The following is a 14,138-nucleotide window of genomic DNA, read 5'->3' on the forward strand; positions in this document are numbered from 1 at the left end:
TCCGCGAGAACCCCGGGCCTCAGGGCTCGGGGTTCTCCGCGTCGTACGCGCGGAACCGCGGATGACGCGTTGCGAGCAGGGCCACGAGGGCGACGACGAGGAAGCCGCCGAGCAGCGGCGGAAACCACAGCGCGGTCACCGTGGCCAGCGTGCCCGCATACAGGGCGCCGACGCGGGGACCTCCGGCGACCACGATGATGAACACGCCTTGGAGGCGACCTCGCATCGTGTCGGGGACGGCTGCCTGCATCATCGTGTTGCGATAGATGGAGCTCACGTTGTCCGCGGCTCCCGAGAGCGCCAGCGCGACGCAGGCGGCCACGATCAGGCCCAGGTTCGGGGACGATTCGGTCGCCCCGCCGTCCAGCCAGCCGATCAGCAGCACCAGCCCGAACATCATCACCGCGACGCCGTACGCCTGCACCGCGCGGGCGATCCCTCGACCGTGCCAGCGGTACTGCACGACTCTGCCGGAGAGCAGGCTCGATGAGAAGGTGCCGACCGCGACAGCGGCCGTGAGGCTGCCGGTGGTCACGGCCCCACCACCGAGGATCACCGTGCCGAGCGCGGGATACAGAGCCAGTGGATTGCCGAAGGTCATCGCCACGATGTCCAGGATGTATTGCATCCGGATGTTCCCCGCGCTGCGCAGGAACCGCCACCCGTCCTTGAGCGACTCCAGGCCGGGGCGGACGATGTCGCCCTCCGGGCGCAGCGCCGGAAGGGTCCACAGCCCCAGGAACATCGAGAGCATCAGGAGGACGTCGATGCTGTAGGTCCATCCGTAGCCCGTCAGCGCGACGAGCACCCCGGCCAGGGCCGGTCCCGCCATCACCGTCAGGCCGAAGGCGACCCCGTTGAGCGCAGACGCGGCCGCGAGCTTGTCGCGAGGGATGAGGCGCGGCACGATCGCGGTGCGGGTGGCCATGCCGACGGAGTTCGCCGCCGAGTTGATCATGCTGAGCGCGTAGAGCCACCAGATCGTCTCCGTGCCGGTCCAGGTCAGTCCGGCGAGCAGGGCCGTCGAGGCGAACGTCACCGTCGCGGCCAGCAGCGCCACCACGCGTCGATCGAACGCGTCGGCGAGCATGCCGCCGTAGAGGCCGGCGAGGATCATCGGGATGAGCCCCGCGACGGCGATCATCGACACCGCGAAGGTGCTTCCGGTGAGCGCGAAGACGTGCAGCATCACGGTCACGATCGTGAGCTGACCGCCGATCCCTGACAGCGCGGAGCCGATCCACATGCGCGCGAACGCGGGACTCTCCGTCAGGGGGCTGAGGTCGATCAGGTGTGCGCGTGCGGTGCTCACGGTTCAGCTCGGTCCTGCATGCCTTCGAGCGTATCCGAGCGGCCTGACCTCGCCGGTCATGCGCGCGCCGGATCGCTGGTAGACTTTTCCGGTTGCCGTTCGATCGGCCGCGGAGAAAGAGAGCTCGCACAACCGGTGACGGGCACCGCGCAACAAGCAGGAAGGGGATCGAATCTATGGCACTGGAAGCAGACGTCAAGAAGGCGATCATCGAAGAGTACGCGACGCACCCCGGTGACACCGGATCCCCCGAGGTGCAGGTCGCGATGCTGACGCAGCGCATCAAGGACCTCACCGAGCACCTCAAGGAGCACAAGCACGACCACCACTCGCGTCGTGGGCTGTTCCTGCTCGTCGGTCAGCGCCGTCGTCTCCTCGGCTACCTCCAGGACATCGACATCGAGCGCTACCGCTCGCTGATCGAGCGCCTGGGTCTTCGCCGATAAGGCACCGACCAGCGTTCAATCGCGCAGAACATTCTTGAGAAGGCCTCCCCGCGGTGTGGGGAGGCCTTCGTCGTGGTCGGGGGTGCGGATGCTCCGCCTCGCCCGTGCGTCAGACCGAAGCGCCCACCAGGTCGGCGTGATGGATCGCGGCGACGTCCGGGTGGGCTCGAAGGCGCGACTTCAGGGCGTTCTCGCCGTAGAGCGCGTGGATCGGGTTGTTCGGGTCCTTCGTCACCCCCGTGGCCTCCGCGGCCAGCTCCTCGGGAAGCTCGATCAGGGGGAGCCGCTTGTCGAGCGCCGGGTTGAAGAAGAAGGGGATGGAGATCCGCTCGTCGGGGGCTGCGGGGGAGATCACGCGGTGGTTGGTGGCCTTCAGGTAGCCGCCGGTCGCATACTCGAGCAGCTCCCCGATGTTCACGACGAAAGCGCCGGGGACGGGCGGAGCGTCGACCCACCGGCCGTCGCGCTCGACCTGCAGGCCGCCCTTGCCTGGCTCGACCCACAGGAGCGTGAGGACGCCGGAGTCCTTGTGCGCACCCACGCCCTGCTGGGGCTCCGGCTCGTGTGTGCCCGGGTAGCGGACGATCTTGATGAGCGTCGAGGGCTCTCCGAAGTGCTCGTCGAAGTACGATTCCTCCGCGCCGAGGGCAGCCGCCCATGCGCGCAGGAGCTTGCGCGCGACGCCGGAGAGCGTGTCGTGCCACTCCGCGACGATCTCCTTCAGCTCAGGCTGCGCAGCGGGCCAGAGGTTCGGGCCGATGAGGCGGTTGAACGCCGGGCCGCCGTCGACCGGCTCCCGCTCCGGGCCGATGTCGATCTGCTCGCGCCAGTCGACCTTGCCCTGAGTGCGCTCGCCGCCGACGCGGGTGTACCCGCGGAAGTGCGGGCTCTTGACGTTCTCGATGGCCAGCTTCTCCTCCTCCGGCAGCGCGAAGAAGTCGCGAGCCGCGCGATGAAGCCGTGCCTCCAGTTCAGGTGAGATTCCTGTTCCGGTGAGGTAGAAGAAGCCCACGTCGTGCGTGGCGGCGCGCAGGTCCGCACGGAAGCGTGCGGCGGCGTCCGGTCCGGCGTCGAGCTGGGAGAGGTCGAGGATCGGGAGCGAGAGTTCAGCCATGTCCCGAGAGTAGATCGGCCATCCTCCCCGGTCACGAGTGTTGCGTCGGATTACCGCGGAGCCGGCGGGGCCCGGGTGGAGGGGCGCCGGGTGTTACAGTTGGTCAGGTAAGGCATCCCTTACCGCAAGCACCTCCCGAGAAAGCCTCACCTGTGCTCGCCAGTTTCCTCATCGGCCTTCGCGAGGGCCTCGAAGCCGCTCTCGTCGTCGGCATCCTCGTCGCATATCTCCGCAGGCTCGGTCGCCGCGACGCGCTGCCGCGGATGTGGGTCGGCATCGGCCTCGCGATCGGCCTCGCCCTGGCGTTCGGCGCGGTGCTCACCTTCGGCGCGTACGCACTCGCTCCCGGCGCCCAGGAACTCATCGGCGGCCTGATGTCGCTTCTCGCGGTCGCGATGGTGACCTGGATGATCTTCTGGATGCAGCGAGCGGGCCGCACCATGAAGGCGACGCTGGAGGGCGGCATCGACCGAGCGCTCACTGCGGGCGGTCTCTGGGCTCTCGTGGCGATCGGCTTCGTCTCCGTCGCGCGCGAGGGCATCGAGACGACTCTCCTGCTGTGGTCGATGCTCCAGTCCTTCGGCAGCGCGCCGCTGGCCCTGACCGGCGCCCTCCTCGGGCTCGGCGTCGCCGTCGTCGTCGGCTGGCTGCTCGCTCGAGGCGCCGTGCGCCTCGATACCCGCCGCTTCTTCGCCTGGACCGGCGGCTTCCTCGTGGTGGTCGCAGCCGGCGTGCTGGCATACGCCGTCATGGATCTGCAGGAGGCCGGGGCTCTTCCCGGTCCGTTCGGCTCCGCGGCGCCCATCGACGCCGCCACAGGGACGGTGGCCGTGGGCTGGGCGGCGTTCCCGTTCGGCTGGGCTTTCGACGTCAGCGGCGCCATCGCACCGGACAGCGCCGGGGCGACGCTTCTTCAGGCCACGGTCGGCTTCCGCCCGGAGATGAGCTGGCTCCAGGTCGTCGTCTGGGCGCTGTACGTCCTCATCGTCGGATTCTTCTTCCTGCGCGGCATCCGCACCCGTCGGCCCGCGCGCCCCGCCGCGTCCGTGGCAGCCGGCAGCGGCACCTCGGCGCAGACTCTCACTCAGCAAGGAGCAGCATGACCACGTCCGGACGGATCATCGGAGCCCTCGCCGCGGCCGGCGCGACGGCGCTCGTCCTCAGCGGATGCGTCGCGAAGGACGACGCCGCCGGAGGAGCGGCCTTCGACGTCACGTCGACCGACAGCGCGTGCTCGGTCTCGGGCTCGACGGCGGCGAGCGGCACGCTCACCTTCGACGTGCAGAACGACAGCGCGCAGACGACTGAGTTCTATCTGCTCGCCGAAGACGGGCTCCGTATCGTCGGCGAGGTCGAGAACATCGCCCCGGCCGCGTCGCGCACGCTGACCGTGACGGCACAGCCGGGCACCTACTACACGCTCTGCAAGCCCGGCATGGTCGGCGAAGGCGTCGGCAAGGCCGAGTTCACGGTGACCGGCGACCGCGTCGCCGTGACCGGTGAGGACGCCGAGCAGAAGCAGCAGGCGGTCGACCTCTACGCGGCGTTCGTGAAGGACCAGGTGGGCCAGCTGGTCCCGGCCGTCGACGAGCTCGTCACCGCATACGAGGCGGGGGATGACGAGAAGGCGCGAGCGCTCTTCCCGCAGACGCGCGCGTCGTACGAGCGCATCGAGCCCGTGGCGGAGGCGCTCGGAGATCTCGACCCGCGCATCGACTATCGCGAGGTCGATGCCGTGGCGGAAGGCCTGGACTGGACCGGTTTCCACCGCATCGAGAAGGACCTGTGGGTTCCTGCGCAGGACGCGCTCAACGCCGACGGAGAGACGCCGGCATGGCAGGACTGGGCTCCGTCGACCCCTCAGCAGCGCGCCGAGTTCGGCGACCAGCTCATCGCCGACGTGCAGGAGCTCTACGACTACGTGCACTCCGACGACTTCACGGCCGCTCTCGACGACCAGGGGATCGCCGGAATCTCCAACGGCGCGATCGCGCTGCTCGACGAGGTCGCGACAGGCAAGATCTCGGGTGAGGAGGACTGGTGGTCGCACACCGACCTCTACGACTTCGCCGCCAACGTGGAGGGCTCGAAGATGGCCTTCTCCCTCGTGCAGGACTTCGCGGCGGCTCAGGGAGACGACGGCAAGGTGCTCGTGTCGCGGATCGAAGACGGGTACGCGGATCTGGAGAGCGCTCTGGCGGCTCACGGATCTCTCGCAGACGGTTTCGTGGACTACACCCAGGTCTCCGAAGACGACAAGCGCACCCTCACCGACCTCATCAACGCGCTCGCCGAGCCGCTCTCGCAGCTGACCGGCACGATCCTCGACTGATCGCGGGAGGAGGGCCTCGCAGTGACGGAGAGCGCATCCGGCGGGCATCCGCCGACGCCTGAGCAGCCGGTCACGTCCCTCGCGCTCGACGTGCCGGCCGCCGGCGACACCGCACCGACCACCGGCGAAGGCACGGCAGCGCCGGCGCGTGGGCTGAGCAGGCGCGGTCTGCTCGGCCTCGCGCTCGGCAGCGGGGTCGCAGGCCTCGCGATCGGCACCGGCGGGGGCTTCGCCGGGGCGGCTGCGCTCGCGCGCTCGGGCGCCGCGGCCGAAACGTCGGCGTTTGAGTTCTTCGGCGCCCATCAGGCGGGAATCACGACGCCCGTGCAGGAGCATCTGCACTTCGCCTCCTTCGACATGATGCCGCGCACGGACCGGGACGACCTGATCTCGCTCCTGCAGGACTGGTCGTACGCGGCGTCACGGATCACGCAAGGGCTCGAGGTCAGCGCGACGGGAGCCGTCGGAGGAGACCCGCAGCAGCCGCCGGACGACACCGGAGAGGCGCAGGGTCTTCCCGCGGCGGGCCTCACCATCACGATCGGCTTCGGGCCCACCCTGTTCGAGAACGAGGACGGCGACCGCTACGGCATCGCCGATCGGCGCCCCGCGGGGCTGGAGAAGCTGCCGCCGTTCCTCGGCGACGACCTCGACCCAGCCCGCTCGTACGGCGACCTGTGCGTCCAGGCCTGTGCCGATGACCCCCAGGTCGCCGTGCACGCGATCCGCAACCTCAGTCGCATCGCCTTCGGCCGTGCGCGGCTGCGGTGGTCTCAGCTCGGGTTCGGCAAGACGTCACGGACCACCTCCGCGCAGATGACGCCAAGGAACCTCTTCGGCTTCAAGGACGGAACCGCCAACATCCTCGCCGACGACGATGCCGCGCTCGCCGAGCACGTCTGGGTGTCGGACTCGGATGAGCCGTCTTGGCTGGCCGGCGGCTCCTACCTCGTCGCGCGGCGCATCGCGATGCTCATCGAGACCTGGGACCGCGTGCGGCTCGCCGAGCAGGACACGATCATCGGGCGCGAGAAGGGCAGCGGTGCGCCGCTGTCGGGCGGCGACGAGTTCACCGAGCCCGACTTCTCGGGCTCCGCCATCGATGCGCATTCGCACGTGCGACTGGCCCACCCCGAGCAGAACGACGGCATCCGCATCCTGCGCCGCGGGTTCAACTACGTCGACGGCAACAACGAACTCGGGCGACTCGACGCCGGTCTCTTCTTCCTGTCCTACCAGCGCGACCCCCGGCAGTTCATCACGCTGCAGCGCCGACTCTCCACCGACCTCATGAACGAGTACATCCGGCACGTCGGCTCCGGCATCTGGGCGATACCGCCGGGTGCCGAACCGGGCTCGTACGTCGGGGCGCCCCTGTTCGAGTGACGGGCTCGGAGGCCGGCCACCCGGTGGCCCGGTCGCGGTGCACGCGTCAGCGTGGGCGGCGTGATCCCGTCGGGTCGCTGCGGTGGCCCTCTCTCGAGGCGAGCCCCGGATCCGCGAACAGCCACCTCGGGCGAGGCTCGACGAGCGGGCGGAAGACGCGCCGCACCGGCTTGGTGGCCAGGGCCAGCGCCAGCAGCACCGAGGCGACCGTGACGAGCGGCAGCCACAGCCACGTCGGGTCGAGGTCGCGCAGCACTCCGGATTCGCGGAACGGGTACAGCACGAAGGAGTGCAGCAGGAAGACGTACATGGTGTACTGGCCGAACGGCGTCCACCAGTACGTCCCGCGAGGCACGAGCGTGAAGAACGCGGCGCTGAGCACCACGGCCAGCCCCATGAGCGCGATGCGCAAGCCGCCGGCCCACCACTGCTCGCCGCCTAGGTCGGCGTAGGCGTCCTCGTAGAACAGCCAGTGCCGGAGGTCGATGGCCTGCCAGACGTCGATCCAGCGCCATGCCGCCAACCCCGCGGTCGCGAGCACCGCGAGAGCGACGATGCGCAGCCACCACGGGCGGCGCTCCAGGAGCCGGAACCTCGTGATGAGGTCGCGCTCGCGCAACCACCACCCGAGCGTGAAGAACGGCAGGAGGCCGAGCGTGCGCGAGAGCGAGAACGTGCTGTCGACGTTGGGCATGTACCCTACGCCGATGGAGATCAGGACCGTCCACAGCAGCGGCCAGCGCAACAGTGCGAGGTAGGGGAGCACGAGACGGAAGATGCCCAGCGCGAGGAGGAACCAGAGGGTCCACGACGGCTTGCTGAGGTTGGGGTCGGCCTGTCCCTCGACGAGCCACTTCGTCAGCGTCCAGAGGAGCTCGAAGATGAAGTAGGGCACCAGGATGTCGGTGATCACCCTGGCCATCTGCACCCTGGTCGGCGACCCGGACTTCGAGAAGTACCCCGAGATGATCGCGAACGCCGGCATGTGGAACGCGTAGAGGGCGAGATAGCCCGCGAGGGCGATGTCGGAGTCGTAGATCAGACGCTGGATGGCGTGCCCGAGCACGACGAGCACGATGCAGGCGTAGCGTGCGTTGTCCCAGAACGGGACCCGTCGTCGTGGGCGCTGAACGGCGCCGGTTCCGGTTCCGGCGGCATCCGCTCCGGTGGTGCTCATGTGTCGAGGCTACAGGCGGGAATAAAGTTGGCGCGGTTGCGTTGACTCAGATACATTCAAATGAATAGAAGCGGATGCCGATCCATCCGCTTCGGAGAGCACGGAGAATCATGAGCGAGCAGTCAGGCGCCCAGGCGATGCAGTTCGGCATCATGTCGGTCAGCGACATCACGCGCGACCCGACGACCGGCGTCACGCCGAGCGAGCAGGAGCGCATCGCGGCGACCATGGAGATCGCCACGCACGCGGAGGAGGTCGGTCTCGACGTCTTCGCCATCGGTGAGCATCACAACCCGCCGTTCTGGTCGTCCAGCCCCACTACCTTCCTCGCGGCGCTGGCCGCACGGACGGAGAGGCTCATCGTCTCGACCTCGACGACCCTCATCACGACCAATGACCCGGTTCGCATCGCGGAGGAGTACGCGATGCTGCAGCACGTGTCCGGCGGACGCATGGACCTCATGCTCGGCCGCGGCAACACCGGGCCCGTGTACCCCTGGTTCGGCAAGGACATCCGCCAGGGGCTGCCGCTCGCGATCGAGAACTACGCGCTCCTGCACAAGCTGTGGCGCGAGGACGTCGTCGACTGGGAGGGCAAGTTCCGCACGCCGCTGCAGGGCTTCACGGCGACGCCGCGGCCGCTCGACGGCATCCCGCCGTTCGTGTGGCACGGATCGATCCGCACTCCGGAGATCGCGGAGCAGGCGGCCTACTACGGCGACGGGTTCTTCGCGAACAACATCTTCTGGCCCAAGGAGCACTATCAGCGGCTCATCGAGCTCTACCGCCAGCGGTTCGCGCACTACGGTCACGGCACGCCGGAGCAGGCGATCGTCGGGCTCGGCGGACAGGTCTTCATGGCAGCCAGGTCTCAGGACGCGGTCGCGCAGTTCCGACCGTACTTCGACAACGCGCCGGTCTACGGGCACGGTCCCAGTCTCGAGGACTTCAGCGAGATGACGCCGCTGACAGTGGGGTCCCCGCAGCAGGTGATCGATCGGTACGCGGCGATGCGCGATCACTTCGGCGACTACCAGCGCCAGCTCTTCCTCATCGACCACGCAGGGCTGCCGCTCAAGACGGTGCTCGAACAGCTCGACATCCTCGGCTCCGAGGTTGTTCCCGTGCTCCGCAAGGAGCTCGCGGTGAACCGGCCTGCCACCGTCCCCGACGCGCCCACCCACGCGGCGCGCGTCCGTGCGGAGTTCGGCGATGGGCCGACGCGGCAGGCGCGCCCCGGCGCGAACCGCGGCGACAACCTCACCGCCGGCTCGCCCTACCAGGACGCTCCCGCGCCGACGGGTGCGGCGTTCGCCCTCGGCCGGAAGGAGGCGTGACATGACGACGCGTCGCATCGCGGTCGTCTCGGCCGGACTCTCGAACCCGTCCTCCACCCGGATGCTCGCCGATCGGCTGGCCGCCGAGACGGTCGCGGCCCTCGGCGAGAGGGACATCGAGGCGCAGGTCGACGTGATCGAGCTGCGTGATTATGCGCACGACATCACGAACAACATGCTCACCGGGTTCGCGCCGCCCGCGCTGGAGGCCGCCATCAACACGGTCGTGTCGGCGGATGCGCTCATCGCCGTGACGCCCATCTTCTCCACGAGCTACTCGGGGCTGTTCAAGTCCTTCATCGACGTGCTCGACCCCGATTCGCTCAGAGGCAAGCCCGTTCTCATCGGTGCGAACGCGGGCACGGCACGACACTCTCTCGCGATCGACTACGCGATCCGTCCGCTGTTCGCCTACCTGCACGCCGACGCGGTCTCGACGGGCGTGTTCGCCGCCTCCAGCGACTGGGGCGGGGCCGGCGACGATGTGGCACCGCTGTCGCGGCGCGTCGAGAAGGGCGCCCGCGAGCTCGCCGAGAAGATGGCCGCGCGCGAGTCGGCCTCGACGCCCGACCCGTACGACCCCGCGACGTATCTCGCTGAGGGTCGCTCTTTCGGGCACATGCTGGGCGGTCTCGCCGGGGAGTGAGCACTCGCCCCGCCGCAGAGGGCACGGGGCCATCGACGATGTCCGAGGGGCATCGTACGGTGGCGTCGTGCACTCTTCTCCTGACCTCAGCGCCCTTCGCGCCGCTGTCCGCGGCGCCGTCGTCCTTCCCGGTGACCCCGGCTACGACGCCGCACGCCGCCCATGGAACCTCGCGGTCGAGCAGCATCCGGCGGCGGTGGTGGAACCCGTAGACTTCGCCGACCTGCGCGCGGTCGTCGCGATCGCGCGCGACGCCGGCACGCCGGTGGCGGTTCAGCCGAGCGGTCACGGCGCGTCAGGCGACCTCGCGGGTGCGGTGCTCGTGCGGATGAACGCCTTCGACGACCTCGACATCGACCTGTCCGCTGGGCGAGCGCGCATCGGCAGCGGCGTGCGCTGGGGTGTCGTGGTCGATGCCCTCGAAGGGACCGGGTGGGCTGCGCCCGCCGGCACGAGCCCCGTCGTGACCGTCGCCGGGTACACGCTGGGCGGGGGGGCACTCGTGGTTCAGCCGCACGGCGGGCCTCGGCGCGCAGTCGCTCCGAGCGGCCTGGGTCCTCCGCACCGACGGGCGTCATGAGCGCGCCGACGACGACTCGGACCCCGACCTCCTGTGGGCCCTCCGCGGTGCGGGCTCTGTCGTGGGCATCGTCACCGCGCTCGAGATCGACCTGGTCGCCGCGCCCGCCCAGTGGGGCGCGACGCTGACCTTCGATGTCGCCGACGCCGCATCCGTGCTGCGCGCCGTACGCGACCTCGCGGATGACGCGCCGGCCACGCTCAACGTGTTCGTGAACTCGATGCGCATGCCGGACGCTCCTCAGCTGCCCGCGGAGATCAGAGGGACGAGCTTCCTCTCGGTCCAGGCCCTCTCCGTCGACGGCGCCGCCGGCGCGCTGCTCTCCGGGGTGCGCAGCGCCGGGGTCGTGCGGCGCGAGAAGATCGGACCGACGTCGCAGGCAGCGCTCGCGGCCGCGTCGGGGGAGCCGACCGAGCCCACCGCCGGAGCAGGAGGCTCGATGACGCTCGCCGCCCTCGATGACGCGACGATCGCCGGACTCGTCGAGTTCCGCGAACTCCCCGAGCAGTGGCCGATCGTGGGGATCGACATTCGCATGCTCGGCGGCGCCCTCCGCTCGCCGCATAGAGACGGCTTCGCATCGCTGTCGGCCGCAGACTGGCTTCTGCATGCTCTCGTTCCGGTGATCCCGGGCGTGCCTGCCGAGCCCGGCATGGAGAGCCTCGCAGGTCTGCGTCGGCTGCTCGCACCGCACGAAGCGCCGCAGATCATCCCCACGTTCCTCTCGCCCGGGCAGGGGCTCGATCGATGCGGATCGCCCGACGACCTCCGCCGCCTGCGCGCGGTGCGCCAGGCAGCGGATCCGCAGGCCGTCCTGCACGAGGGGCGGCTGCCGCGGTGACGAGCGCCGCGGAGCAGTGAGACACCGACAGCACTGACCGGAAGTCAGGATGCCGGAGCACGAGGGCACTCGCGCTCCGGCATCCGCGTTGTCAGCCGCTCTTGCGTCGGAACTCGCGGCGCATCTGCGGGGCGGGGGCTCCGTGGACGGCGGAATCCCCGTCGAGGTGAGCCTCGCCCTGCCGGTGGTGCGCGTTCTTCTTCTCGAGCGCTTCCTTGAACTTGCGCTTCATCTCCTCCGCGGAGGAAGCGCCTTCTTCGGTGCTCATGATGGTCAGCCTAGCCGTCGGCGCCGCGCCGGGGTTGGTCGACCGGCGATCGCAGCCGGCGGCTGACCACGTCGATCACCGCACCGAGCGCGATCGCCACCACCACCGAGACGATCACACCGACGACCGGATGCCCGGGGACGAGCGTGCCCACCACCGCGCCGACCGCCGCCTGATAGGCCGCCCAGCCCGTCCCGGCGACGGCCACGAGCCCGAGGTACCGCGGAGCCGACACGCGAGAAGCCCCGGCCACGAGGTTGACCGCCAGCCGCGCGAACGGCACGAAGCGCGCCGTGAAGAGCACGGTCGCCAGACCCGAATCGATGCGGCCACCGGCCCAGGTGAGCGCGCCCCGCACCCGGCGGCCCCGCATCCATCGCCAGCGCTCCGTGCCGACCGTGCGCCCGACGACGTAGCACGACGCGTCACCGAGCACCGCGGCGACGGCGGCGCACCCGATGACAGCCCAGAGTGGCGGCGTCCCGTGCAGGACGGACAGCGCCCCGAGCGCCGTCACGGCGACCTCCCCGGGGATGACGACGAGGAAGGCATCGCCCACCACGAGCAGGCTCATCGTGAGGAGGGCCCACGGCCCGGTGAGGAGTTCGAGCGGCACCTCGCCAGAATGCGCGGCCGAGGTGAACGGCAACCGACGGCCGGATAACCGGTGACGGGCGATCCAGCATCCGGTGAACATCTGGTGCGCAGCGCCGAACCCGGGCCGGTGCGCCGTCGCGGCGCGGCATCCTGAGCATGTGAGAGTCGCGATCGTGACCGAGTCCTTCCTCCCGCACATGAACGGCGTGACCGGATCCGTGCTGCAGATCCTGCGGCATCTCGAGCGCACCGGTCACCATGCCCACGTCATCGCACCCGCCGCGGCCGGTGTGCCGCGGGAGATCGCCGGTGCGCAGATCGAGACGATCCCGAGCGTGGCGCTGCCCGGCTACCGGAACGTGCGCGTGGGCACATCCTCCACCCAGCGCGTCGCCGCATCCCTTCGCCGGGTGCGTCCAGACGTCGTGCACCTGGCGTCGCCGTTCGCCCTCGGGTGGCGAGGAGCGCTCGCGGCCGACACGCTCGGCGTCGCATCCGTCGCGGCGTACCAGACCGACGTCGCCGCGTACACCGAGCGCTACCGCATCCCCGCCACGGCGGGTCTCGCGCAGACGCACATCGCCCGCGTGCACCGCAGAGCCACCCTCACGCTGGCGCCGTCCGCCGAGTCCGCCCAGCAGCTCGCAGCGCTCGGGGTCGATCGTGTGCGCCGCTGGGGTCGCGGCGTCGACGCGGAACGGTTCCACCCCTCGCGTCGCGACGCCTCGCTGCGCGCGGCATGGGGCGCGCCCGTGCTCATCGGCTACGTCGGGCGACTCGCTCCGGAGAAGCAGGTGGAGGACCTCGTCGCACTCCGAGGCATCCCCGGTACGCGGCTCGTCATCATCGGAGACGGTCCGAGCAGGCAGCGACTGGAGGCACTGCTGCCCGATGCGGTCTTCCTCGGCCACCTCGACGGCGGCGCGCTCGCCGCGGCCATGGCATCGCTCGACCTCTTCGTGCACCCGGGGGAGAGTGAGACGTTCGGACAGACGCTGCAGGAGGCGCACGCCAGCGGTGTGCCGGTCGTCGCCACCGGACGAGGCGGTCCCATCGACCTGGTGCGCATGGGCGTGGACGGCTGGCTCTATCGGCCGGGTGACCTCGACGACCTGCGCATGCGGGTCTCCGACCTCGCCGGGGACGCCCGCAAGCGGCACGCGTTCGGGGCGGAGGGACGCGCGGCCGTCGAGGGGCGCAGCTGGGCGAGCGTGTGCGATGAACTCCTCGGGCACTTCGATGAGGCACAGCGCCTGCGCCGCGTCGACGCGCGCCTGCGTGCGGTCAGGGCCGTGCGGCCCGAGCCGGCCGCTGCCGTCTCTTCTGCGCGCTGGCAGCGGTATGTCGCTCTCGGTGATTCGCTCACCGAGGGGCTGTGCGATCCGGGACCGGACGGGACGCTGCGCGGATGGGCCGACCGGCTCGCCATGCTGCTCGCCGCACGCGGGGGCCTGCGGTATGCGAACCTCGCCATCCGTTCGCAGCGCGTCGCAGATGTGTGCGGAGCGCAACTCGATCGGGCCATCGACCTTCGTCCCGATCTCGTATCGATCCTCGTCGGATCCAATGACCTCGTGAAGGCGAAGGCCGACGTGACGGCGCTCACCGAGACGCTCGAACGCGCTGTCGTCCGCCTGCGCGAGTCGGGTGCGGACGTGGTGCTCGTCACGCCGTTCCTGCCTGATCGCAGGGCTGCCGCGATCTACGTGCGACGCTTCGCGGCGTTCGCGACGGCGCTGGCGGGGATCGCCGCGCGCACGGGCTCGATCCTGATCGACACCGACCTGCACCCTGAGCTCGGCGAGCGACCGCACTGGGGAGAGGACCTGGTGCACTTGAGCAGCCGAGGGCACCGCTTCCTCGCCTACCGGGTGGCCGAGGTGCTCTCGGTGCCCCATGCTGACGCGCTCGGCGCCCTCGACGCCGCGCTGCACGACGGGGAGACCATCGGCGCGGGTCTGTGGTGGCGGCGGCACGCGCTGCCGTGGGTGTGGCGGAGGCTCCACGGGCGCACCGCAGGCGACGGCCGGGTGGCCAAGCACGACGGCTACGTGTACCCGGGACGATCCGCCGTCCAGCAGAGCGCCGACGTGAGCTGATCC

The 14,138-nt window shown here is 70.2% G+C and carries 14 protein-coding genes; 9 read left to right on the forward strand and 5 right to left on the reverse strand.

What is annotated here, in order from left to right:
• Positions 1-19 precede the first annotated feature (19 nt).
• Complete coding sequence (locus tag AB663_RS10625; protein WP_067198750.1) at positions 20-1,312, reverse strand: MFS transporter; 1,293 nt, start codon at positions 1,310-1,312, stop codon at positions 20-22.
• Between the two features lie 176 nt (positions 1,313-1,488).
• On the opposite strand from AB663_RS10625, the gene rpsO reads away from it, so the two are divergent.
• Entirely contained in the window at positions 1,489-1,758 is a 270-nt protein-coding gene (rpsO, locus tag AB663_RS10630; RefSeq protein WP_055993247.1) for a 30S ribosomal protein S15, read from the forward strand.
• A gap of 109 nt (positions 1,759-1,867) precedes the next feature.
• Here rpsO and AB663_RS10635 read toward each other — a convergent pair whose 3' ends face one another.
• Positions 1,868-2,872, reverse strand: a complete 1,005-nt coding sequence (locus AB663_RS10635; RefSeq protein WP_157541012.1) for an isopenicillin N synthase family dioxygenase — start codon at positions 2,870-2,872, stop codon at positions 1,868-1,870.
• Between the two features lie 152 nt (positions 2,873-3,024).
• On the opposite strand from AB663_RS10635, the gene efeU reads away from it, so the two are divergent.
• The 3 genes from efeU (at position 3,025) to efeB (ending at position 6,590) form a co-directional block, all read left to right on the forward strand.
• Positions 3,025-3,975: an iron uptake transporter permease EfeU gene (efeU, locus tag AB663_RS10640; protein ID WP_067198754.1), complete on the forward strand. Its 951-nt coding sequence runs from the start codon at positions 3,025-3,027 to the stop codon at positions 3,973-3,975.
• A complete protein-coding gene (gene efeO, locus AB663_RS10645) occupies positions 3,972-5,204 on the forward strand; it encodes an iron uptake system protein EfeO (protein WP_067198756.1) in 1,233 nt (410 codons plus the stop codon). The genes efeU and efeO overlap by 4 nt, the downstream gene beginning before the upstream one ends.
• A gap of 90 nt (positions 5,205-5,294) precedes the next feature.
• Complete coding sequence (efeB, locus tag AB663_RS10650; RefSeq protein ID WP_067202607.1) at positions 5,295-6,590, forward strand: iron uptake transporter deferrochelatase/peroxidase subunit; 1,296 nt, start codon at positions 5,295-5,297, stop codon at positions 6,588-6,590.
• Positions 6,591-6,636: 46 nt separating this feature from the next.
• Here the strand turns inward: efeB and AB663_RS10655 are convergent, their stop codons facing one another.
• Positions 6,637-7,767, reverse strand: a complete 1,131-nt coding sequence (locus AB663_RS10655) for an acyltransferase family protein (protein WP_067198759.1) — start codon at positions 7,765-7,767, stop codon at positions 6,637-6,639.
• 110 nt (positions 7,768-7,877) lie between these two features.
• Between AB663_RS10655 and AB663_RS10660 the strand changes: the two genes are divergently transcribed.
• From AB663_RS10660 to AB663_RS10675, 4 genes are all read left to right on the forward strand, one after another.
• Positions 7,878-9,104, forward strand: a complete 1,227-nt coding sequence (locus tag AB663_RS10660; RefSeq protein WP_067198761.1) for an LLM class flavin-dependent oxidoreductase — start codon at positions 7,878-7,880, stop codon at positions 9,102-9,104.
• Position 9,105: 1 nt separating this feature from the next.
• Positions 9,106-9,750 (forward strand): FMN reductase, encoded by a 645-nt coding sequence (locus tag AB663_RS10665; RefSeq protein WP_067198763.1) that lies wholly within the window; start codon positions 9,106-9,108, stop codon positions 9,748-9,750.
• Positions 9,751-9,817: 67 nt separating this feature from the next.
• Positions 9,818-10,330 carry an FAD-binding oxidoreductase gene (locus AB663_RS10670; protein WP_067198765.1) on the forward strand — a complete coding sequence of 171 codons (513 nt, stop codon included), beginning with the start codon at positions 9,818-9,820 and terminating at the stop codon, positions 10,328-10,330.
• A 61-nt stretch (positions 10,331-10,391) separates the two neighbouring features.
• Positions 10,392-11,171, forward strand: coding sequence for a hypothetical protein (locus AB663_RS10675; protein WP_067198767.1), 780 nt, complete (start codon positions 10,392-10,394; stop codon positions 11,169-11,171).
• A 91-nt stretch (positions 11,172-11,262) separates the two neighbouring features.
• Here the strand turns inward: AB663_RS10675 and AB663_RS17395 are convergent, their stop codons facing one another.
• Both AB663_RS17395 and AB663_RS10680 read right to left on the reverse strand, forming a co-directional pair.
• Complete coding sequence (locus AB663_RS17395; RefSeq protein WP_198147857.1) at positions 11,263-11,439, reverse strand: DUF5302 domain-containing protein; 177 nt, start codon at positions 11,437-11,439, stop codon at positions 11,263-11,265.
• 10 nt (positions 11,440-11,449) lie between these two features.
• Positions 11,450-12,055, reverse strand: a complete 606-nt coding sequence (locus tag AB663_RS10680; protein WP_232304527.1) for a DedA family protein — start codon at positions 12,053-12,055, stop codon at positions 11,450-11,452.
• A 154-nt stretch (positions 12,056-12,209) separates the two neighbouring features.
• Here AB663_RS10680 and AB663_RS10685 point away from each other — a divergent pair, with 154 nt between their 5' ends.
• Complete coding sequence (locus AB663_RS10685) at positions 12,210-14,135, forward strand: GDSL-type esterase/lipase family protein (RefSeq protein WP_232304528.1); 1,926 nt, start codon at positions 12,210-12,212, stop codon at positions 14,133-14,135.
• The last annotated feature ends 3 nt before the right edge of the window (positions 14,136-14,138 follow it).

It is taken from the genome of Microbacterium sp. XT11 (assembly GCF_001513675.1).
GTDB lineage: Bacteria > Actinomycetota > Actinomycetes > Actinomycetales > Microbacteriaceae > Microbacterium.